We start from the raw sequence: 20,625 nt of genomic DNA, 5'->3' as shown, positions 1-20,625 counted from the left end.
CGTTATTCCTTGCTGGCACGGGCGATCTGGGTGCCAAACGAATAGTAGGGCATGGCCAACTGCGCCCCGAGCAGGGTGGCGCCCGCTTCGGCGTGCGCACCCAGCGCCGGCGCCAGGGTGGCGCTGGTGATGTCGGCGCCGTCCACCAGCGCGGCGGCGCGCAGCTCGCTGGCGGTCGGATTGACTTCGACCGGGGCCAGGGTGACCACGCGGATGCCGTTGATTTCGGAAGCCGGCGCGGTGCGCACGGGGGTGTTCAGGGCAACCAGGCCCGTCGCGGTGAACAGCGTGGCGGCGGCCAGGGCAATCAGGTTCTGCGCTTTCATGGCGGGTCTCCTTTAGTGACCTCGTGGACCGGTGTTGTAGTGAACTATAACACCATTCCGAAAAGCGTCAACAGGCAACAGGCCATGACTGATGGCCTATCTGGGAAATGGCTTGCGAGTCAGCGTGTTGGAGCGCCCTGCTGTGGGCGGCCTCGAGCCCGCGGGCGGCTCGTCATGCCGAAGCAGCTGCCCCTCGCCGGTCGTCATTCCCGCGAAAGCAGGAATCCCGGGTGGCTTCGATGGGCGGGCGAGGGTGGACTCCCGTCTTCGCGGGAATGGCGCCCTGGCAGGAGTTACGGGCCGGCCGGCCTGGGCTCCAGCCAGCGTAGGGTGGGCTTCAGCCCACCGGGCACGTTGCCTTAAGCAGGGAAGGTGGGCTGAAGCCCACCCTACGTTTACTTCGGCGCTGAATAGACTTGCTTGCCGCCGACCCAGGTCCCCAGCACCTTGGTCTTCCAGAGGTCCTGCGGATTGATGGTGAAGATGTTCCGGTCGACCAGGATGAAGTCGGCGTACTTGCCCGGTTCCAGCGAGCCTTGCGTCTTCTCCGCATGGGCGGCGTAGGCGGCGCTCAGGGTGAAGGCGCGCAGGGCCTCGACCAGGCTGAGCTTCTGGTCCGGATACCAGCCGCCCGGCGGCTGGTTCTGGTGGTCCTGCCGGGTCACCGCCGCATGCAGGCCGTAGAAGGGGTTGGGTGACTCGACCGGGAAGTCCGAGCCGAACGCCACCACCGTGCCCTGGTTGAGGAAACGCCGCCAGGCGTAGGCGCCTTCGATGCGCTGGTGGCCCACGCGGTCCTCGGCCATGTTCATGTCCGAGGTGGCGTGGGTCGGTTGCATCGAGGCGATCAGATTCAACGGCACGAAGCGCGGGATGTCCTTGAGCGAGAGGATCTGCGCGTGCTCGACGCGGTTGCGCAACGCCTTCGCCTGCGGGCGCACCTTGTAGGCGGCGGCGAAGCTGTCCAGTACCTCGCGGTTGGCCGCATCGCCGATCGCATGGATGTTGACCTGGTAGCCCTTGGCGAAGGCCTTTTCGATCTTCGACTCCATCGTTCCCGGGCTCATGAACAGCAGGCCGTGGTTGTGCGGGTCGTCGGTGTAGGGCTTGAGCATCGCCGCGCCGCGGCTGCCCAGCGCGCCGTCGGCGAACAGCTTGACCGAATGCACGGTGAGGAAGCCGTTGCCGTAGCCGTCCAGCGGACCTTCGGCGGTGATCGTGTCGAAGGCCTCGCCGGTGTCGCGGATCATCGCGTAGATGCGCGCGGTGAGCTTGTGCTCGTCGGCATAGCGCTTGTAGAGGCGGTAGTTGGGCAGGTCGATGCCAGCGTCGCCCACGCCGGTCATGCCGACGCTCGCCATCTCCGCCAGGGCGGCATCGAGGGCGGCGGCGCGCTCGGCGTCGGTGGGTTCGGGCGCCTGGATCAGGGACACGGCGCCGTCGACGAACACGCCGGTCGGGTTGCCCTGGGCGTCGCGTTCGATGCGCCCGCCGGGTGGGTCCTTGGTGTCGCGGGTGATCCCGGCGAGCTTCATGGCGGCGCTGTTGGCCCAGGCCGCATGGCCATCGACGCGGCTCAGCCAGACCGGCCGGTCGGAAACCACCGCATCCAGCTCCCTGGCGGTGGGGAAGCGGCCGAGTTTCCAGATCACCTGGTTCCAGCCGCCGCCGAGTATCCAGCGCGCGTCCGGATGCGCCTTGGCGTAGGCCTTGACGCGGGCGAGTGCCTCCTCCAGCGACTGCGTACCGGTCAGGTCCGCCTGGTTGCGTGCGTAGCCCAGGTCCAGCACGTGGCCGTGGGCATCGATCAGGCCGGGCAGCAGGGTCTTGCCGTGGCCATCGACCACCTTGGCATCGCCCGCGCGCCCGGCCAGCGCCGTATCGGTGCCGGTGGCCACGACCTTGCCGTCATCCACCAGCAGGGCGTCGAAGTGCTGCAGTTTGCCGTGGCCATCGAGGGTGTAGCCCTTGACGTTGTGCACGTACAGATCGGCGGCCTGCAGCGCCGGCGCAGCGGCCAGCAGGGCGAGCAGGGACAGACGCAGGGTGCGGTTCATGCGCGCGGCTTCCTGTGGGGAAAGCCGCAGTGTGTCGGGCCGGGCCGGGTTTTTCCACTGCGCGCGGCACAGGAAGAAAACCGTTCGCGCCGGCGTAGGCGGGACACGCCGAAGTCAAAGGGCTGGCGAGGCCCACCGACTCCGGCGTTTCCGGGACGAGCGGCGCCTGGATTACGCCGCCTTCGGCAACAGCGTCCCGATCGCGTCGCGTGCCGTAGCCAACGCCTGCTCCTTGTGCTCGGCACTGACCGCCACGCCCTCGGCGCGCACGAACTCCACGTCGGTGATGCCGAGGAACCCCAGCACCGCACGCAGGTAGTTCTCCTGGAAATCCATCACCGCGCCAGCGGTGCCTTCGCTGTAGAACCCGCCGCGGCTGGAAGCCACGATCACCCGCTTGCCGCCGGCCAGGCCCTCGGGGCCGTTGGCGGTGTAGCGGAAGGTCTTGCCGGCCACCATGATGCGGTCGATCCAGGCCTTGAGCTGGCTGGGAATGCCGAAGTTGTACATCGGCGCGCCGAGCACGATCACGTCGGCGGCGAGGAACTCGTCCATCACCTCGTTGCCCAGCAACGCGGCCGGATCGCTGGCGTCGGCCACCGGCGTCCAATGCGGCAGCGGCTGCGCGGCAAGATCGCGGTAACGGACGGTGGCGTCGGGGCGGGCGGACCTGACCTGCGCCACGATGTCCGCGGTCAGCCCGCGCGAGACCGAGTGGCTACCCAGGGCGCTCGAATCGATGTGCAGCAGTTTCATGGCGTGACTCCAGTCGAAGGCCGGCATGCCGGCGACAGGAGCTACGATAGTTTTGCGACAATGGCCTGATAAGTCGGCTAATATTGAACTTATCGTTTCTACAAGGAAACAAAGGCATGACCCTCGACGGCACGCTGCAGGACCTCAACGACCTGTACTTCTTCGCCATGGTGGTCGAGCACAACGGCTTCTCGGCCGCCGGGCGCGCGCTGGGTGTCCCCAAATCGCGGCTGAGCAAGCGCGTGGCCCAGCTGGAGGAACGCCTGGGGGTGCGGTTGCTGCAGCGGACTACGCGGCGTTTCGTGGTCACCGAGGTCGGCGAGCGCTTCTACGCCCATTGCCGCGCGGTGCTGGAGGAGGCGCGCGCCGCGCAGGAAGCGGTCGACGAACTGCGCGCCGAGCCGCGCGGCGTGGTGCGGCTGAGCTGCCCGGTGTCGCTGGCGCAGACGGTGGTGGCGCACGTGCTGCCGGACTTCCTGGCGCAGTACCCCAAGGTGCAGGTGCGCGTGCTCTCCAGCAACCGCCGGGTGGACGTGGTGGGGGAGGGCTACGACATCGCCATTCGCGTGCGCAACAAGCTCGATGCCGATGCCAACATGGTGATGCGCACCTTCGGCCTGTCGCGCGTGCTGGCTGTGGCCAGTCCCGCGCTGCTCGACCGCCTGGGGCGGCCGACGGTGCCGGCGGAACTGTCCGCGCTGCCGGCGCTCACCATGCTCGAGCACGAGGGCGCGCAGGTGTGGGAGCTCATCGATGCACACGGCGAGCGCGTCTCGGTGGAGATGTCGGCGCGCCTGGTCACCGGCGAGTTCGCGCTGCTGCTGGAGGCTGCCCGTCGCGGACTCGGCGTGGCGCTACTGCCCGAGTTCGTCTGTGCGCCGGCGGTCACGCTCGGCGAACTGGAGGTCGTACTGCCCGACTGGAGCGCGCCGGAGGGCACCATGCACTTCGTCTATCCCAGCCGGCGCGGCATGCTGCCGGGCGTGCGCGCGCTGGTCGACTTCCTCGCCGAACGCCTGCCCGAAGCCACGCGGCAGAAGCACGAGCAATGCCGCAAACGTCCGCTGGATCCGCTCGACCAGCCGCGCACGTAAGCCATGCTAGGCTTGTTGTTTGGCCTTCCAGACATCCGCGCGAATGAACATCGACACCAAGCTGCCCAAGGTCGGCACCACCATCTTCAGCGTGATGAGCCAGCTCGCGCTGGATCATCAGGCGGTGAACCTGGGCCAGGGCTTTCCCGACTTCGAGCCGCCGCAGGCGCTGCGTGATGCGCTCACGCGCGCCATGGCCGAAGGCAGGAACCAGTACGCGCCGGGCATCGGCACGGCGCCGCTGCGCGAGCAGATCGCGGTCAAGACCCAGCGGCTGTACGGGCGGCGCGTGGATCCGGCGACCGAGGTCACGGTGACTTCGGGGGCGACCGAAGCGCTGTTTTCGGCGATCGCGGCCACCGTGCGCACGGGCGAGGAAGTGATCGTGTTCGACCCGGCCTACGACTCGTACGAGCCGGCCATCGAGCTGCAGGGCGCGCGCGCGGTGCACATCCCGCTCACCGTGCCGAGTTTCGCCATCGACTGGCAGCGCGTGCGCGATGCGATCACTCCGAAGACGCGCATGATCCTGATCAACAGCCCGCACAACCCCTCGGGTGCCGTGCTCTCGGCCGACGACCTGGACACGCTGGCCGAGATCACGCGCGACACCGACATCGTGGTGCTTTCCGACGAGGTGTACGAACACATCGTCTACGACGGCGCGCGGCACGAGAGCGTGTTGCGCCACCCTGAGCTGGCCGAGCGCAGCATCGTGGTCTCCAGCTTCGGCAAGACCTACCACTGCACCGGCTGGAAAGTCGGTTACGCGGTGGCGCCGGCGGCGCTGTCGGCCGAGTTCCGCAAGGTGCACCAGTACCTGACCTTCTGCACCTTCCATCCGGCGCAGGCGGCCTTCGCCGAGATCATGGCCAACGACCCGGCGCATTACCTGGAGCTGCCGGACTTCTACCAGGTCAAGCGCGACCGCTTCCGCGCGCTGCTGGCGCCCTCGCGCTTCAAGCTGCTGGATGTGCCGGGCGGCTACTTCCAGCTGGTCGACTACTCGGCCATCCGCGACGAGGACGACCTCGCCTTCTCGCGCTGGCTGGTCGAGCACGGCGGCGTGGCCGGCATCCCGCTGACGCCCTTCTACGAACAGCCGCCGGGTACGCGCCTGCTGCGCCTGTGCTTTGCCAAGAGCGACGCGACCATGACCGCCGCCGCGGAGCGCCTATGCCGCCTGTGAGCCTGCAGCCGTTGACGGTCAGCCTGGTGCAAGGCGCCACGCGCTGGCACGACGCGCCCGCCAACCGCGACTACTACGGCACGCTGGTGCGCCAGGCACGCGGCAGCGACCTCATCGTGCTGCCGGAGACCTTCCTGTCCGGCTTCAGCAACGACACCCGGGCCAGCGCCGACACCATGGAAGGCGAGGGCGTGGCCTGGCTGCGCGCGCTCGCGGCCGAGGTGGATGCGGTGATCTGCGGGAGCCTGGCGATCAACGAGAACGGCACGGTCTACAACCGCCTGTTCTGGATGCGTCCGGACGGCAGCCATGCGCAGTACGACAAGCGCCACCTGTTCCGCATGGCCGGCGAGCACACCCGCTACGGCGGCGGCCGCGAGCGGCTGGTGGTGGAGCTGAAGGGCTGGCGGATCCTGCCGCAGGTCTGCTACGACCTGCGCTTCCCGGTATGGCTGCGCAATCGCCGGCTGGAGAACGCCGCCGGCGGCATGGACTACGACCTCGCCTTGTTCGTCGCCAACTGGCCGGCGCCGCGCCGGCAACCCTGGCGCACGCTGCTGCGCGCGCGGGCGATCGAGAACCTGGCCTACGTGATCGGCGTCAACCGCGTGGGCGTGGACGGCAACGACTTGCCGTACGCGGGCGACAGCGCGGTGATCGATCCGGTGGGCGAGGCATTGATCGAACTGGGTACGCAGGAGCAGGTCGCCACCGTGCGGCTGGATCCGGCGCCGTTGCTGGCGCATCGCGAACGCTTTCCCGCTTGGATGGACGCCGACGAGTTCATGCTGGGACCCGGTTGACCGTCCGATGTCCAGACAGTCATGCACCATCCATGCGCCGCCCGTGTTGGATGAAAAGAAGCCGCCCGAGGGCGGCTTCTTTTTGGGCAGCTTGCGGTCGATTACCCGCTGGGTGCGGCTCCGACCGTCTGCGAGGGCGGGTTCAACCTCGGCGAAATCGTGGGCTGAAGCCCACCCTGCGATCAGGGCAGGATCGCCAGCACCGCTTCCGGCGGACGGCCGAGGGCCGCCTTGCCGTCGGCCACCACGATGGGGCGCTCGATCAGCCTCGGGTGCTCGACCATTGCCTGCACGATGGCCTCGTCGCCCACGGCCGGATCGGCCAGCCCGAGCTCCTTGTATTCTGCCTCGCCGGTGCGCAGCAGCTGGCGCGGCGTCATGCCGAGCAGGCGGAGCAGGGTCCTCAACTCTTCCGCGCTGGGCGGCGTATCCAGGTAGTTGACCACCTCCGGTTCGATACCGCGTGCCTGCAGCAGTTCCAGCGTGCCGCGCGACTTGGAGCAGCGGCTGTTGTGGTAGATGCGCACGGCCATCAGCGGTTGCCGGATCGGTTGCCGCCGCGGCCGCCGTGCGGACGGCTGCCGCCGTGGCCCTGCGGACGGTTGCCGCGATTCTGCGGACGGCCGCCCTGGCCCGGGGCACCGCCCTGGCGGTTGCCACGATTGCCGCCGCCACCGCCGAAGCCGGCGTAGGGGCTGGCGCCGCGCGCCTCGCCACCGCGGCCGCCACCGGAGGGCTTGCCGCCGCGACGGTTGCCGCCGGGAGCATTGCCACGGGCGCCGCCCTCGCGGCTTTCGCCGGCGAACCACGTGCGCACCGAGGGCAGTTCCTGGCCCGGCGCCACGCCGCGCTTGTTCTTGCGGCGGGCGGGGTTGGCCGGGCGCTCGGGACGGGCCACGTTGCCGTTGACCTCCTTGCCCGGACGGCGGCGCTGCTGCTTGCCGCGCGCCGGCTCCTCGCGGATGCGGTCAAACGCGCGCAGTTCGCGTGCCTCGTCATGGTAGGCGCCGCTCCAGCCGGTCGGCGTGCCGCGCTCGGGGCGGTATTCGGTGACGCTGCGGCTGGCGCGGCGCTGGTGCAGCACCGGGCTCAGCGTCAGCACCGGCTGGGCCGGCCCCAGGCCGGCCGACTTGCGCAGGTCCTTGATGGCGTCCTCGGACAGCGCCTCGCTCTCGCCGCGGCGCAGGGTGCGCGGCAGCTCGATGCTGCCGTAGCGGATGCGCTTGAGGCGGCTGACCAGGAAGCCCTGCGAATCCCACAGGCGACGCACTTCGCGGTTGCGGCCCTCGCGGATCACCACGCGGAACCAGCTGTGGCTGCCGCCGCGGCTGATGATGGCGATCTCGTCGAAGCGGGCCGGGCCGTCCTCGAGCTCCACGCCGGCCTTGAGCTTCTCGATGGTCTCGTCGGGCACCTCGCCATGCACGCGGCAGAGGTATTCGCGGCCAAGCCCGCTCTTGGGGTGCATCAGCGCGTTGGCCAGCTCGCCGTCAGTGGTGAGCAGCAGCAGGCCGGTGGTGTTGATGTCCAGGCGGCCCACCGCGACCCAACGCGCACCCTTCAGGCGCGGCAGCTGTTCGAACACGGTGGGGCGGCCTTCGGGATCCTCGCGGGTGGTCACCACGCCTTCGGGCTTGTGGTAGAGCAGCACCTCGGCATCGTCGCGGCTGTCGGTGGCGACGACGAACTGCTTGCCGTCGAGCACCACGCGATCGCCGGCGTGAACGCTGGCACCGATCCCGGCCGGGGCGCCGTTGAGTTCGACCTCGCCGTTCTGGATGCGCTGCTCCAGCATGCGGCGCGAGCCCAGGCCGGCGTTGGCCAGCACCTTGTGCAGGCGCTCCTCCAGGGCGGGGATGTCGGCGGCCTCGGCGCGGGTTTCGCGCTTGAGGGTCAAGACGGATTTCTGCGGCGCAGTCATGCGCGGTACTCCTCGGTGTCCTGCTCGGCGGCGTCGGTGTCGACGTCCGCCTGGGCTGCTGCCTCGTCGGCAGTGGCAGATGGGGTGGGGGCGGGCGCCTCATCGTCGGGCGCGGCGGTGGTTTGGTTGCTGTCGGCGGCTTCGGCGACGGTTTCGGTAGATGCCGACGTTTCCTCGGCGGAAACCAGGTCGTCGTCGCCGGCTCCGGTGGTCTCGTCCGACGCGGCAGGGGCTTCGTCCCGCCCGGGTTCGGCGCCTTCCTCGTCCGGATCGATCGGCAGGTCCTTGATCACCGGCGGGGGCAGCGGTTCCTGGTCGAGCCGCAATTGCGGGTCTTCCATGTCGCGGATCTCGGACAGCGGCGGCAGCTCGTCCAGCGACTTGAGGTTGAAGTAATCCAGGAAGGCGCGGGTGGTGCCGAACAGCGCCGGCCTGCCCGGCACGTCGCGGTGGCCGACCACGCGGACCCACTCGCGCTCCTCCAGCGTCTTGATGATGTTGGAAGAGACCACCACGCCGCGGATCTGCTCGATCTCCGGACGGGTGATCGGCTGGCGGTAGGCGATCAGCGCCAGCGTTTCCAGCAGCGCGCGCGAGTAGCGGCTGGGCTTCTCGGTCCACATGCGCGACACCCACGGGTGCACGTCCTGGCGAACCTGGTAGCGGAAGCCGGAGGCGACTTCCTTCAGCTCGATGCCGCGGCCCGCGCAGTCTTCGGCCAGCGCTTCCAGCGCCCGGGCGATCGCCTCGCGGTCGACCTGCTCCTCTTCGACGAACAGCTCGCCGAGCTGCGCCACGGTGAGCGGCTGGCTGGCGGCGAGCAGGGCCGCCTCGATGATCGGTTTGAGTTGCTCGATCTGCATGGCCTAGGGGATGGTTCGGGTGGACCGGCGCCTCATTCGGCGGCGGCGGAAACCGGCATGTCGTCCGGCAGTTCGGCGTTTTCCTCGGCCAGCGCAGCCTTGGCCTTGACGTAGATCGGCGCCAGCGGTTCTTCCTGCACGATCTCCACCAGCATTTCCTTGGCCAGCTCCAGCATCGACAGGAAGGTGACCACCACGCCCAGGCGTCCTTCGCTGACGTCGAACAGGCTTTCGAAGCGGTGGAAGGTGCCGTCCTCGAGCCGGCTCAGCAGTTCGCCCATGCGCTGGCGCACGCTCAGGGCCTCGCGCTTGATCGCGTGGTGGCCGAACAGCTCGGCGCGGTGCATCACGTCCTTGAGCGCCAGCAGCATTTCCTTCAGGTCCAGCGGCGGCGGCAGCTTGACCACGTTGCGCTCGCCCACCTCGGCGTGCACGGCCACCGTATCGCGCTCGACGCGGGGCAGGGTGTCGATGTCCTCGGCGGCCTTCTTGAAGCGCTCGTATTCCTGCAGGCGGCGCACCAGTTCGGCGCGCGGGTCGTCCTCGAGGCCTTCCTCGGCCGGCGGGCGCGGCAGCAGCAGCCGCGACTTGATCTCGCCCAGGATCGCGGCCATCAGCAGGTACTCGGCGGCCAGTTCCAGCCGCATCACGTCCCGCATCATGTCGATGTATTCCATGTATTGCCGGGTGATCTCGGCAATCGGAATGTCCAGGATGTCCAGGTTCTGCCGGCGGATCAGGTACAGCAACAGGTCCAGCGGACCTTCGAACGCCTCGAGGAAAACCTCCAGTGCGTCCGGCGGGATGTACAGGTCCTGCGGCATCTGCAGCAACGGTTCGCCGCGCACGATCGCCAGCGGCATCTCCTGCTGCTGGGGGATCGACGCGAAGGCGTCCTGCGACGGTACGGCCGGCTGCTGCGGTTCTGTGCTCATCAATGCATGTCGTGGGGCCGCTCACGCGGCCGGCAATGCTTTCAAACCTGTCGTCCTTGTCGGGCGGAGCCCTGTGGACGGACTTTTCCCCTCGCGACCGCGGCCCCGGGGCCGACGGCAGCCATCGCTGCGATGTCGCATGACGAAGCCGCTCTGGCGGCGGTTCGATCAGGCGGGTTCAGGCGACCACCATGGCGTCCGCGCCGGGCATCGGGCCGTGGCAAGGACGCAGGACAGGATGGCGACACGGCGCCGCGGACGGTTCAAATCGATCTGCCGGAACCTGGGATACGTGCCGCGGTGACCGGTACCGACCGGCACGGCGCACGCTGGAACCTAAGGCATGGACGACAGGTTAGCGGCAGCGTTGCGGCAAGTCCAGTATGCGCCGATGGCCCGTTCGTCGGCGGGACCAGGCGGTGCGTACGCCTGGGGCAGCATGTGACACGTTGCGTCCGGCAAACCCCGCGCGCGGCACTTCCTGCGGCCTGCCTGGCGGTTGTGGGATGATGTCGCCCCCGCCCCGAGGATGGCATGGCGTTTGCTTCGCGTGCCGTGAGACGACCGGCGCCTCGCCGCGCAAGCCGCCATGAATGCCAGGTGGGTTGCAAGGCAGCTTGCCTGTCGATGGAGACGCGGGATGCGTCGTACGATCGCAGGGACGTCGCAGGAGGCGCGGGGCGCGCCTCGCTTGGGGAGCTAGATGACGATCGAAGACAACGTGGCGGACGAATCGGGCCCGAAGTTCCTGCGGCCCGCGCGCATGCGCATCGAGACGACCGTGCTGATGAGCCACGGCGTGCAGTCGCACCCGACCGAACTGGTCGACATCTCGGCCACGGGCGCGCTGCTGCGCCGGCCGTTGGGTTGGCAGGGGGAACTGGGCCAGGCCTGGGTGCTGGACATGATCTTCGGCCGCGACCTGCACATCCATCTGGAGGCGGTGGTCGCGCGCATTTCCGACCGCCACATCGGCTTCGCCTACTCGCGTATCCCCGAAGACAAACAGGTCCCGCTGTGGAACCTGCTGGGTGGCTACGCGGACATCCTGGAGCATTGGCGGGAGGAGTGACGCCTCCGGCCGGATGCCGGGCTCACGCGGGCACCGGTTCCGCCGGTCGACCGACCGGCTACCGCGACGACCCGTCGCTTCCCTTCCCGCAGGACGGCTGCTTTTCCGCTGGCACGCCGGGGATCATCCGCCGGTATTCGCTGACCGTTTCCGTTCGCGGAGGCCCGCCGTCATAGGCGTTGGCGAACTCCTCGTGGATGCAGTCGTGGTCCGGGCTCATGGTCGCGCGGATGGTCGTGTGGACTTTCCTGCCGTTGGCCATGCCGTCCAGTTCGACGGTCCAGGAGTTGCCCTGCACCATGGTCGTGAATTCCGTGCAGCCTTGCATGTTGTCGCACCAGACGCTCTTGTACGAGCCGGTCGGCTTGTCCCACCACGTGGTGCTCTGGCCGACCAGGTGGCCGCTGGCGCCGCGCGACTGGAAATCCTGCACGATGGAAAACCCGCCGGGACCCTTTTTGATCGTCATGACGCCGTCGTCGATGCCCCCTTGCGGCGAGCCGGGGCTGGGCAGGGTCCTGATGGTGGCCTGCCATGTTCCGATCCGGGGATAAAGCTTGTTCATCTCCGGAGGGGTCTTGCCTGCGGCGGCCGGAGAGGCCTCGGCCTTGGCCATGGTATCGGCGGCAGGCGTGGCCTCTTTCGCTGCCGTGCCTGCCGATGCAAGCAAGAGCAGGAAACAGGGAAAAGTCAGCGGGAGCTTCATCGTTTCCTCCGTAGGGAGTGGCGAGTGCTTTCCGCCAGCAGGACGGCGCTCCTCTTGTCGCGGGGCGAGCCGCCGCCCGTGGCGATGCCGCCAACGTAGGCGGTGTGCGCGTCCGCATGTCAGCCGGCGGAGATCTCCATGGGCTTCTTCTCCTCGTCGCGCAATTCGCGACGCAGGATCTTGCCCACGTTGGACTTGGGCAGCGAATCGCGGAACTCGATCTGGCGCGGCCGTTTGTAGCCGGTCAGGTTGTCGTGGCAGAACTGCTTGAGCGCTTCGGCGGTGAGCGCCGGGTCCTTGCGCACCACGAACAGCTTGACCACCTCGCCGGAGTGCTCGTCCGGTACGCCGACCGCGGCCACCTCGGCCACGCCCGGATGCTGCATGACGACGTCCTCGACCTCGTTCGGATACACGTTGAAGCCGGACACGAGGATCATGTCCTTCTTGCGGTCGACGATGTAGACGTAGCCGTTGGCATCCATCCGCGCGATGTCGCCGGTGTGCAGCCAGCCGTCGGCGCCGAGCACCTTGACGGTCTCCTCGGGGCGCTGCCAGTAGCCCTGCATCACTTGCGGACCGCGCACCATCAGTTCGCCCACTTCGCCGATCGGCAGCGGCTGGTTGTCCTCCGACCAGATGGCCACGTCGGTGGAAGGCACCGGCAGGCCGATGGAGCCGTTGTAGTCCTTCAGGTCCAGCGGGTTGATGCACACCGCCGGCGAGGTTTCGGTCAGGCCGTAAGCCTCGGCCAGGGTGCAGCCGGTGGTCTTCTTCCAGCGCTCGGCCACCGCACGCTGCACGGCCATGCCGCCGCCCAAGGTCAGATGCAGGCGGGAAAAGTCCAGCTCGGCGAAGCCGGGCGTGTTGAGCAGGCCGTTGAACAGCGTGTTGACGCCGGTCAGCGCGGTGAAGCCGGACTTCTTCAGTTCCTTGACGAAGCCGGGCATGTCGCGCGGATTGGTGATCAGCCAGTTTAGGCCGCCCAGGCGCATGAACACCAGGCCGTTCGCGCACAGCGAGAAGATGTGGTACAGCGGCAGCGCCGTGATGATCACCTCTTCGCCGGGCTTCGCGAGGTCGCCGATCCAGGCGCTGGCCTGCAGCATGTTGGCGACCATGTTGCCGTGGCTGAGCATCGCGCCCTTGGCCACGCCGGTGGTGCCGCCGGTGTACTGCAGGAACGCCAGGTCGTCGTGGCCGAGTTCGACCGTGGGCATGGGGTGCGCGGCGCCCTGCGCCAGCGCGTCGCGGAAGCGCACCGCCTGCGGCAGCGAGTAGGCCGGTACCATTTTCTTGACGTGCTTGAGCACGAAGTTGACCAGCGCGCCCTTGGGAAAGCCCAGCAGGTCGCCGATGCCGGTGGTGATCACGTGCTCGACGTGGGTTTCGCCGATGACTTCCTGCAGCGTGGAGGCGAAGTTGTCGAGCACCACGATCGCCTTGGCGCCGGAGTCCTCGAGCTGGTGCTTCAGCTCGCGCGCGGTATAGAGCGGATTGGTGTTGACCACCACCAACCCGGCGCGCAGCGCGCCGAACAGCGCGATCGGGTACTGCAGCACGTTGGGCATCATGATGGCGAGCCGGTCGCCCTTCTTCAGGCCCAGCGCGCCGGTGAGGTAGCCGGCGAACTGGCGGCTCAGCGTCTCGATTTCTCCGTAGCTCAGGAACTTGCCGAAGCTGGCGAAGGCCGGGCGGTCGCGGAACCGGCCGAAGGCTTCTTCCACCACCGCCGCCACCGATGCATAGGCATTGACGTCGATCTGCGCGGGCACATCATGCGGATAGTGGGCAAGCCACGGACGCTCGTTGCTCATGTAGTGTTCCTGTTCCCCGTTCGGCCATGCGGCCGAGGCATTGGAGCATACGCCCGCGCACGGCAGCAAGCCGCGCTGCGGCGAGCATCGGAGGGTCCATGCAGGCGCGTAAATGGTGGTTTTCCCTTGGCCTTGCGGTGCTGTTCGCGGCGCTTGCCGGATGCCGTCACACGCCGGACGAAACGCGCGTGCGCGAGGCGATCGCTTCGGTCGAACAGGCGGCCGAACGGGCCGACGCGGGCGGCGTGGTCGAGCCGCTCAGCGAGGACTTCGACGGCAACGGCGGCCGGCTCGAGCGCAAGGACCTGGCCAACCTCATCCGCCTGGCGCGCCTGCGCGGTGAGCACGTCGGCGTGACGCTGGGGCCGATCTCGATGGAACGGCGCGGCGAGCGGCTGGTGGCGAGTTTCACCGCGAGTCTGACCCAGGGCAGTCGCCTGTTGCCGGATGCGGCGGGCGTGTACCAGGTGGAGACGGCATGGCGCAGGGAAGGGGACGAATGGCGCTGCTACAGCGCGACGTGGAAGCGGCAGTTGTAGTACCTCGCGAAGGGGGGGCTGGAACCCACCGATTCCGCGCACCTCCTATCGAGCCTTCCCCCGCCCGCGGGGGAAGGTGCCGACGGGCGGATGGGGGAAGCCTTGCGAAAAAGTACTCGTCACCGGGCGCTTTGATAGATGGGTCTGAGGCGAGACCTCCCCCATCCGCCCTCCGGGCACCTTCCCCCGCAAGCGGGGGAAGGAACATCAAAAAAGCAGGCAGGAACTCCAGAAACGAAAAGGCCGCCCGGAGGCGGCCTTTTCGGCGGAGCTACCGCAAGCCTCAGGCCGCCTTGCGGCCCGCCAGCTGGCGCAGCACGTACTGCAGGATGCCGCCGTGGCGGAAGAAGTCGCGCTCTTTCGGCGTCAGCAGCATGACGTGGACGGTGAACTCCTTCTTCGTGCCGTCGGCCGCGGTGGCGACCACCGTCGCTTCCTTCGACTCGCCGCCGTCGAAGCCGAGGATGTCGATCGACTCCTTGCCGGTCAGGCCCAGCGACTGCGCGTTCTGGCCGTGCTTGAACTGCAGCGGCAGCACGCCCATGCCGACCAGGTTGGAGCGGTGGATGCGCTCGAAGCTCTCGGCGATCACCGCCTTGATGCCCAGCAGCAGCGTGCCCTTGGCGGCCCAGTCGCGCGAGGAGCCGGTGCCGTATTCCTTGCCGGCGATGACCACCAGCGGCGTGCCTTCGGCCTTGTACTTCATGGCCGCGTCGTAGATGGCCATTTCCTCGCCCGAGGGCACGTGCACGGTGTAGCCGCCCTCGACGCCGTCCAGCATCAGGTTCTTGATGCGGATGTTGGCAAAGGTGCCGCGCACCATTACATCGTCGTTGCCGCGGCGCGAACCGTAGGAGTTGAAGTCCTTCGGCTCGACGCCCCTGGAGATCAGGAAGCGGCCCGCCGGGCTGTCCTTCTTGATCGAACCGGCCGGCGAGATGTGGTCGGTGGTGATCGAATCGCCGAACAGGCCCAGCACGCGCGCGCCGTGCAGGTCGTCGACCTTGGACAGCTCCATCGTCATGCCGTCGAAGTACGGCGGGTTCTTGATGTAGGTGGAGTCCTCCCAGCCGTACAGCGCGCCTTCGGCCGAGCGGATCTGGTTCCAGCGGCTATCGCCCTTGAACACGTCGGCGTAGTTCTTCTCGAACATGGCCGGGTTGATTGCGCCGGCGATGGTGTCGGAGATTTCCTTATTTGTAGGCCAGATGTCCTTCAGGTACACCGGCTGGCCATCGCTGCCGATGCCGAGCGGGTCATTCGTGAGGTCGATGTCCAGCGTGCCGGCCAGCGCGTAGGCGACCACCAGCGGCGGCGAGGCCAGGTAGTTCATCTTCACTTCCGGATGCACGCGGCCTTCGAAGTTGCGGTTGCCGGAGAGGACCGAGGCGACGGCGAGATCACCGGCGCCGATGCCTTGGCTGATCTCGGCCGGCAGCGGGCCCGAGTTGCCGATGCAGGTGGTGCAGCCGTAGCCGACGATGTAGAAGCCGACCTTCTCCAGTTCCTTCAGCAGGCCGGTCTTTTCCAGGTAGTCGGTAACCACCAGCGAGCCCGGGCCGATGGAGGTCTTCACCCACGGCTTGGCCTTCAGCCCCTTGGCCGCCGCCTTCTTGGCGACCAGGCCGGCGCCCAGCATCACCGCCGGGTTGGAGGTGTTGGTGCAGGAGGTGATCGCGGCGATCACCACGGAGCCGTCCTTCAGCGTGAAGTTCTCACCGTCCTTGGTCACGCCCACGCTGCCGCTGCCCGACTTGCGGCTGGCGGTCAGCGGGCCGACCACGTCGTGGAAGCTCTGCTTGACGCCTTCGAGCAGCACGCGGTCCTGCGGGCGCTTGGGGCCGGCCATGGACGGGCGCACGTCGGCGAGGTCGAGCTCCAGCGTAGTGGTGAACTCCGGCGTCACGCTGTTCTCGTCGTGCCACATGCCTTGCGCGCGGGCATAGGCCTCGACCAGCTTGATCTGCTCCTCGCTGCGGCCGGACAGGCGCAGATAGTTGAGTGCCTCCTGGTCTACGGGGAAGATGCCGCAGGTCGCGCCGTACTCCGGCGCCATGTTGCCGATGGTGGCGCGGTCGGCCAGCGGCAGGTGCTTCAGGCCGTCGCCGAAGAACTCGACGAACTTGCCCACCACGCCGAGCTTGCGCAGCATCTGGGTCACGGTCAGCACCAGGTCGGTGGCGGTGACGCCTTCGGAGAGCTTGCCGGTCAGCTTGAAGCCGACCACCTGCGGGATCAGCATCGACGAGGGTTGGCCGAGCATGGCCGCCTCGGCCTCGATGCCGCCCACGCCCCAGCCGAGCACGCCCACGCCGTTGATCATGGTGGTGTGCGAATCGGTGCCGAACACGGTGTCCGGGTAGGCCCACAGCTGGCCGTCCTTCTCCGTGGTGAACACCACGCGGGCCAGGTGCTCCAGGTTCACCTGGTGCACGATGCCGGTGCGCGGCGGCACGACCTTGAAGTTGTTGAACGCCTTCTGGCCCCAGCGCAGGAACGCGTAGCGCTCCTGGTTGCGCTCGAACTCGATCTCGACGTTCTTTTCCAGCGCCGATTCGGAACCGAACACGTCGACCTGCACCGAGTGGTCGATCACCAGCTCGGCCGGCGCCAGCGGGTTGATCTGGGTGGCGTCGCCGCCGAGCTTGACCACCGCGTCGCGCATGGCCGCCAGGTCGACCACGCAGGGCACGCCGGTGAAGTCCTGCAGCACCACGCGGGCCGGCATGAAGGAGATCTCGGTGTCGGGCTCGGCCTTGGGCTGCCAGTTGGCGACCGCTTCGATTTCCTTGGCGGTGACGTTGACGCCGTCCTCGTGCCGCAGCAGGTTCTCCAGCAGGATCTTCAGCGAATACGGCAGCCGCTTGAGGTCGAAGCGCTCACCGAACTTGGCGAGGCTGGCGTACGCATAGCGCTTGCCGTTGACCTCGAGGCTGTCGCGGATGGAAAACGAGTCTTTCATGACGGAACTCCTGGCTTGAACTTGAAGCGGCTGGGGAGGGCGGCGTTGCGGCAGGCCCTGCGCGCAAAGGCCTGCAATTATCGCAAATACCGTGGCGTGCGTCGTCGACGCATCGGTGCCGGGCGGCTTGGCGGGCAGGCGCCCTCGCGGCGCGGGCGAACGGGGCGGCTAGAATGGCCGGCACAAAGCCGGCGTTCCGCCGTTGGCCGCCAAGCATGCGACGGCCTTCCCTCCCGCACAAACGCTTTTGGTGACATGCAGCATTCGATGATTTCGACGGCGCTCTCGGCGGTATCGCTGCGCGACCTGGCGCTGGTGCAGGCGGTGCACCGCCACGGCAGCTTCAACAGCGCCGCGCGGGCCATGCACATCAGCCCGTCGGGGCTGTCGCACCAGGTGCAGAAGGTCGAGCAGGCGCTCGGCGCGCCGCTATTCGAGCGCGGTGGACGCCGCATCGTGCCGACCGCGGGCGGGCAACTGCTGCTGGAGCGGATCGCTGTGGTGCTGGATGCCGCCGAACACCTGCAACAAGCCGCGCGCGCCGGCACCGTCGCCTTCGGCGGCGAATTGCGCCTGGGCGTGCCGGCTTCGCTCGGCCCCTACCTGCTGCCGCACCTGGTCGAGCCGTTCCCGCAGCACTTTCCGGCGGCCCGGCTGAGTCTTTCGGAGGGCAAGCCGCGCGGGCTGCTGCGCCGCCTGCACGAGGGCGAGCTGGATGCCGTGCTGGCACCGCCGGCCAACGCCGCCAGCGGCATCGCCATGCGGCCCTTGTTCGCCGAGCCCTGGCAGGTGCTGTTCCGCGCCGACCATCCGCTGGCCGGTCGCGGCAGCGTCACCCTGGACCAACTGGATGAAGGCGACGCCACGCTGATGGCCGAAAGCCATCCCGGCGGCATCGACGGGCAGGGCGGCCATGGCGGCCACGTGCAGGATGTCAGCCTGGAAAGCCTGGCGGCGCTGGTCGGCCTGCGCGGCGGCTATGCGCTGGTGCCCGCGCTGGCGCGCGAACGGCTGGCCTCGAAGCCGGAGCTCACGGTGGTGCCGCTGGAGGGCGCGGAGCCCGGGCGGCAGATCGCGCTGTACTGGCGCGAGGCGTCGCCCTGGCATGCGGACATCCAGGCGTTCGCTGCGTTGCTGCAGGATGTGGCGCGGGGGCGGCCGGGGCTGGTGGTGGAGCCGGTGGGCTGAAGCCCACCCTACGGAGAGCCGGGTGGGGGGGCTTCAGCCCACGCCCTGCCTCAGCCGTTGTCCAGCGTCGCCCCGGTCAACAAGCCGCGCGCCAGCATGCTGCACTGGCGCCGGTTGAGGATGATCTGCCACTGCCGCCCGCCCACCTGCCGCCACAGCACCGCCGAGCGCACGGCAGCCAGCAGGTTCGCGCGTACCTTCTCGACCACCGCGGGCTGCTGCAGGAACTGCGGGTTGCCGCTGACCATCACGCGCGGACTGAGGGTGGACAGCGTGGAGGCGTAGAGGTCGGCCAGCCGACGAACGACCTGAGGCGAATCCTGGCCGAAATGGGCCACCTGCCGCTGGGCGGCGACGATGCCGTCCTGCAGTTTCGCGGTCAGCTCGCTGCGATGGGCGAGGCTGCGTTCCAGCCGCATCACGGTGACCGCCATCCTCGTCAGCGCCATGTCGCGGCTGCTGTCGTCGAGCTGGCCGATCAGGTTGCGCAGGCCCAGCCGCACCCCGCCCACGCCGCCGTAGACGGCAGCCACCGAGGGCGCGTCGATGCGGAACACGCTGGCCACGCTCGACTCCATCGCACCATCGTCGCAACGGCCCTGGTTGGCCAGTTGCTGCGCCAGGCCCACCGCCTGGAACAGGCCGGCCAGCGCCAGCACGCGCGGTTCGTTCATGGCGAGGGTGTCGAGCACGTCAGCTACCTGCACGAAGTGGGGAGAGGCCGCCGAACGGTGCGTCGGTGGCGGCGATCACGGCGCCACCCAGGCAGGCCTCGCCGTCGTAGAACACCACCGACTGGCCCGGTGTCACGGCCCGCTGGGGAACGTCGAAGCGCACGTCGAGCCCGGCGGGCGACACGCGCACCTCGCACGCCTGGTCCGCCTGCCGGTAGCGGGTCTTGGCGGTGCAGCGGAACACGGCCGCCGGCGCCGATCCGCCTACCCACGTGGGTGTCTCGGCGAGCAGGCGCGTCGACTGCAACCAGTGGTTCTCGCCGCCTTGCGCGACGTAGAGCACGTTGGCCGCCACGTCCTTGCCGACTACGTACCACGGCTCGCCGCTCCGGCCCTGGCGCCCGCCGATGCCCAGCCCATTGCGCTGCCCCAGCGTGTAGTACATGGTGCCCTGGTGCTCGCCGACCAAGGCGCCTTCCGGCGTGCGCATGCCGCCGGGCCGGGCCGGGATGTACTGCGCCAGGAAGCTGCGGAAATCGCGCTCGCCGATGAAGCAGATGCCGGTCGAATCCTTCTTCGCATGCGTGGGCAGCGCCGCCTGGCGGGCCATCTCGCGCACCTGCGACTTCTCGATCTCGCCCACCGGGAACAGCGTGGCAGCCAGTTGCCGCTGTCCCAGCGCGTGCAGGAAGTAGGTCTGGTCCTTGGCCGTGTCCACTGCGCGAAGCAGGCGGTAGCGTCCGTCGCGCTCATCGACGCGCGCGTAATGGCCGGTGGCGATCTTGTCCGCCCCCAGGGCGCGCGCCTCGTCCAGGAAGGTCTTGAACTTGATCTCGCGGTTGCACAGCACGTCCGGGTTGGGCGTGCGGCCGGCGCGGTACTCGGCCAGGAAGTGCTCGAAGACGCCATCCCAGTATTCGGAGGCGAAGTTGCGCACGTGGAAGGGAATGCCCAGGCGGCCGCACACGGCCAACGCGTCCTTGCGGTCGGCATCGGCGGTGCAGGGGCCCTCGCGGTCGTCCTCCTCCCAGTTCTGCATGAACAGGCCTTCGACCTGGTGGCCTGCCTGCTGCAGCAACAGCGCGGCGACCGAGGAGTCGACGCCACCAGAGACGCCAAGCATCACTTTCATTGCGGCGTGCCGAGCAGGCTCGACAGCGAACCGAGCGGCAGGCGCTGGCCTGCCAGCCAGGCGTCGATGCTGAGCAGCACCAGCGGACTGCGCAGGCGCTCGCCGAGTGCAGCGATGTCGGCCCGGGTCAGCCACAGCGCCTGGCGGATGCCGGTGTCGAGTGGACGCCGCGGATCGTGGGCCAGCGCCCGTGCCGCAAAACTGAAACGCACCACGCCCTCGCCATGCTCGGTGCTGCGCCATTGGTGCACGCCGATGAAATGGTCCAGTTCCACCGTCCAGCCGGTTTCCTCCAGCGTCTCGCGCACGGCGGCCTCGGCCAGGCTCTCGCCGTCGTCCAGGTGGCCGGCCGGCTGGTTGTAGGCGAGCCGCCCGTCGACTTCCTCCTCGACCATCAGGTAACGGTCGCCACGCGCCACCACGCAGGCGACGGTGACATGGGGACGCCAGACGGCAGGGGTGGCGGAAGTGGCAGGCATCGGGACGTGGGACTGGAAATGCGTCATTGTGCCATCACCTAGCTGAGGCACGGCCTGCACGGCGGCGCGACCAGTGCTGCATCCGCCGCGTCGTATACTCCATTCCAGCAAA

At 68.5% G+C, this 20,625-nt stretch carries 19 protein-coding genes; 6 read left to right on the top strand and 13 right to left on the bottom strand.

Translation table 11 applies throughout. From position 1 onward, the window contains the following. Positions 1-2 precede the first annotated feature (2 nt). The 3 genes from AAIL17_RS13905 to AAIL17_RS13895 form a co-directional block, all read right to left on the bottom strand. Positions 3-326, bottom strand: a complete 324-nt coding sequence (locus AAIL17_RS13905; protein ID WP_424683450.1) for a hypothetical protein — start codon at positions 324-326, stop codon at positions 3-5. A gap of 395 nt (positions 327-721) precedes the next feature. Then, positions 722-2,383: an amidohydrolase gene (locus AAIL17_RS13900; protein ID WP_424683449.1), complete on the bottom strand. Its 1,662-nt coding sequence runs from the start codon at positions 2,381-2,383 to the stop codon at positions 722-724. A 171-nt stretch (positions 2,384-2,554) separates the two neighbouring features. Further along, positions 2,555-3,139, bottom strand: a complete 585-nt coding sequence (locus AAIL17_RS13895) for an FMN-dependent NADH-azoreductase (RefSeq protein ID WP_424683448.1) — start codon at positions 3,137-3,139, stop codon at positions 2,555-2,557. A 116-nt stretch (positions 3,140-3,255) separates the two neighbouring features. On the opposite strand from AAIL17_RS13895, the gene AAIL17_RS13890 reads away from it, so the two are divergent. The 3 genes from AAIL17_RS13890 to AAIL17_RS13880 are packed head-to-tail and all read left to right on the top strand — an operon-like array spanning position 3,256 to position 6,225. Further along, on the top strand, positions 3,256-4,233 hold the full coding sequence (locus AAIL17_RS13890) for a LysR substrate-binding domain-containing protein (protein WP_424683447.1): 978 nt from the start codon (positions 3,256-3,258) through the stop codon (positions 4,231-4,233). A gap of 43 nt (positions 4,234-4,276) precedes the next feature. Beyond that, positions 4,277-5,422 (top strand): pyridoxal phosphate-dependent aminotransferase, encoded by a 1,146-nt coding sequence (locus tag AAIL17_RS13885; protein ID WP_424683446.1) that lies wholly within the window; start codon positions 4,277-4,279, stop codon positions 5,420-5,422. After that, positions 5,410-6,225, top strand: coding sequence for an amidohydrolase (locus tag AAIL17_RS13880; protein ID WP_424683445.1), 816 nt, complete (start codon positions 5,410-5,412; stop codon positions 6,223-6,225). Before AAIL17_RS13885 ends, AAIL17_RS13880 begins: the two co-directional genes overlap by 13 nt. Positions 6,226-6,407: 182 nt before the next feature. Here AAIL17_RS13880 and arsC read toward each other — a convergent pair whose 3' ends face one another. From arsC to AAIL17_RS13860, 4 genes are read right to left on the bottom strand one after another with little or no spacing between them, the layout of a single operon-like run. Next, entirely contained in the window at positions 6,408-6,758 is a 351-nt protein-coding gene (gene arsC / locus AAIL17_RS13875; protein WP_424683444.1) for an arsenate reductase (glutaredoxin), read from the bottom strand. Beyond that, positions 6,758-8,146, bottom strand: a complete 1,389-nt coding sequence (locus tag AAIL17_RS13870) for a pseudouridine synthase (protein ID WP_424683443.1) — start codon at positions 8,144-8,146, stop codon at positions 6,758-6,760. The genes arsC and AAIL17_RS13870 overlap by 1 nt, the downstream gene beginning before the upstream one ends. Then, entirely contained in the window at positions 8,143-9,009 is an 867-nt protein-coding gene (gene scpB, locus AAIL17_RS13865; RefSeq protein WP_424683442.1) for an SMC-Scp complex subunit ScpB, read from the bottom strand. Before scpB ends, AAIL17_RS13870 begins: the two co-directional genes overlap by 4 nt. 32 nt (positions 9,010-9,041) lie before the next feature. Further along, positions 9,042-9,944, bottom strand: coding sequence for a segregation and condensation protein A (locus AAIL17_RS13860; RefSeq protein ID WP_424683441.1), 903 nt, complete (start codon positions 9,942-9,944; stop codon positions 9,042-9,044). A 703-nt stretch (positions 9,945-10,647) separates the two neighbouring features. Between AAIL17_RS13860 and AAIL17_RS13855 the strand changes: the two genes are divergently transcribed. Next, positions 10,648-11,016: a PilZ domain-containing protein gene (locus AAIL17_RS13855; RefSeq protein ID WP_424683440.1), complete on the top strand. Its 369-nt coding sequence runs from the start codon at positions 10,648-10,650 to the stop codon at positions 11,014-11,016. A 58-nt stretch (positions 11,017-11,074) separates the two neighbouring features. Here the strand turns inward: AAIL17_RS13855 and AAIL17_RS13850 are convergent, their stop codons facing one another. Continuing rightward, positions 11,075-11,722, bottom strand: coding sequence for a hypothetical protein (locus AAIL17_RS13850; RefSeq protein ID WP_424683439.1), 648 nt, complete (start codon positions 11,720-11,722; stop codon positions 11,075-11,077). 119 nt (positions 11,723-11,841) lie between these two features. Then, on the bottom strand, positions 11,842-13,539 hold the full coding sequence (locus AAIL17_RS13845) for an AMP-binding protein (RefSeq protein ID WP_424683438.1): 1,698 nt from the start codon (positions 13,537-13,539) through the stop codon (positions 11,842-11,844). A gap of 98 nt (positions 13,540-13,637) precedes the next feature. Between AAIL17_RS13845 and AAIL17_RS13840 the strand changes: the two genes are divergently transcribed. Beyond that, positions 13,638-14,078: a hypothetical protein gene (locus tag AAIL17_RS13840; protein ID WP_424683437.1), complete on the top strand. Its 441-nt coding sequence runs from the start codon at positions 13,638-13,640 to the stop codon at positions 14,076-14,078. Between the two features lie 283 nt (positions 14,079-14,361). Here the strand turns inward: AAIL17_RS13840 and acnA are convergent, their stop codons facing one another. After that, complete coding sequence (gene acnA / locus AAIL17_RS13835) at positions 14,362-17,040, bottom strand: aconitate hydratase AcnA (RefSeq protein WP_424683436.1); 2,679 nt, start codon at positions 17,038-17,040, stop codon at positions 14,362-14,364. Between the two features lie 255 nt (positions 17,041-17,295). Between acnA and AAIL17_RS13830 the strand changes: the two genes are divergently transcribed. Beyond that, entirely contained in the window at positions 17,296-18,228 is a 933-nt protein-coding gene (locus AAIL17_RS13830; protein WP_424683435.1) for a LysR family transcriptional regulator, read from the top strand. Between the two features lie 50 nt (positions 18,229-18,278). On the opposite strand, the gene hflD is transcribed toward AAIL17_RS13830, so the two are convergent. The 3 genes from hflD to AAIL17_RS13815 are packed head-to-tail and all read right to left on the bottom strand — an operon-like array spanning position 18,279 to position 20,513. Further along, positions 18,279-18,902: a high frequency lysogenization protein HflD gene (gene hflD / locus AAIL17_RS13825; protein WP_424683465.1), complete on the bottom strand. Its 624-nt coding sequence runs from the start codon at positions 18,900-18,902 to the stop codon at positions 18,279-18,281. A gap of 19 nt (positions 18,903-18,921) precedes the next feature. Then, positions 18,922-20,034 carry a tRNA 2-thiouridine(34) synthase MnmA gene (mnmA, locus tag AAIL17_RS13820; protein ID WP_424683434.1) on the bottom strand — a complete coding sequence of 371 codons (1,113 nt, stop codon included), beginning with the start codon at positions 20,032-20,034 and terminating at the stop codon, positions 18,922-18,924. Further along, the gene (locus AAIL17_RS13815) at positions 20,031-20,513 is read right to left on the bottom strand and encodes an NUDIX hydrolase (protein WP_424683433.1); all 483 of its coding nucleotides are present in this window, start codon (positions 20,511-20,513) and stop codon (positions 20,031-20,033) included. Before AAIL17_RS13815 ends, mnmA begins: the two co-directional genes overlap by 4 nt. Positions 20,514-20,625 lie beyond the last annotated feature (112 nt).

The sequence above is a fragment of the Frateuria sp. YIM B11624 genome, assembly GCF_049727805.1.
GTDB lineage: Bacteria > Pseudomonadota > Gammaproteobacteria > Xanthomonadales > Rhodanobacteraceae > Frateuria_A.
This window is presented reverse-complemented; position numbering and strand designations above follow the sequence as displayed.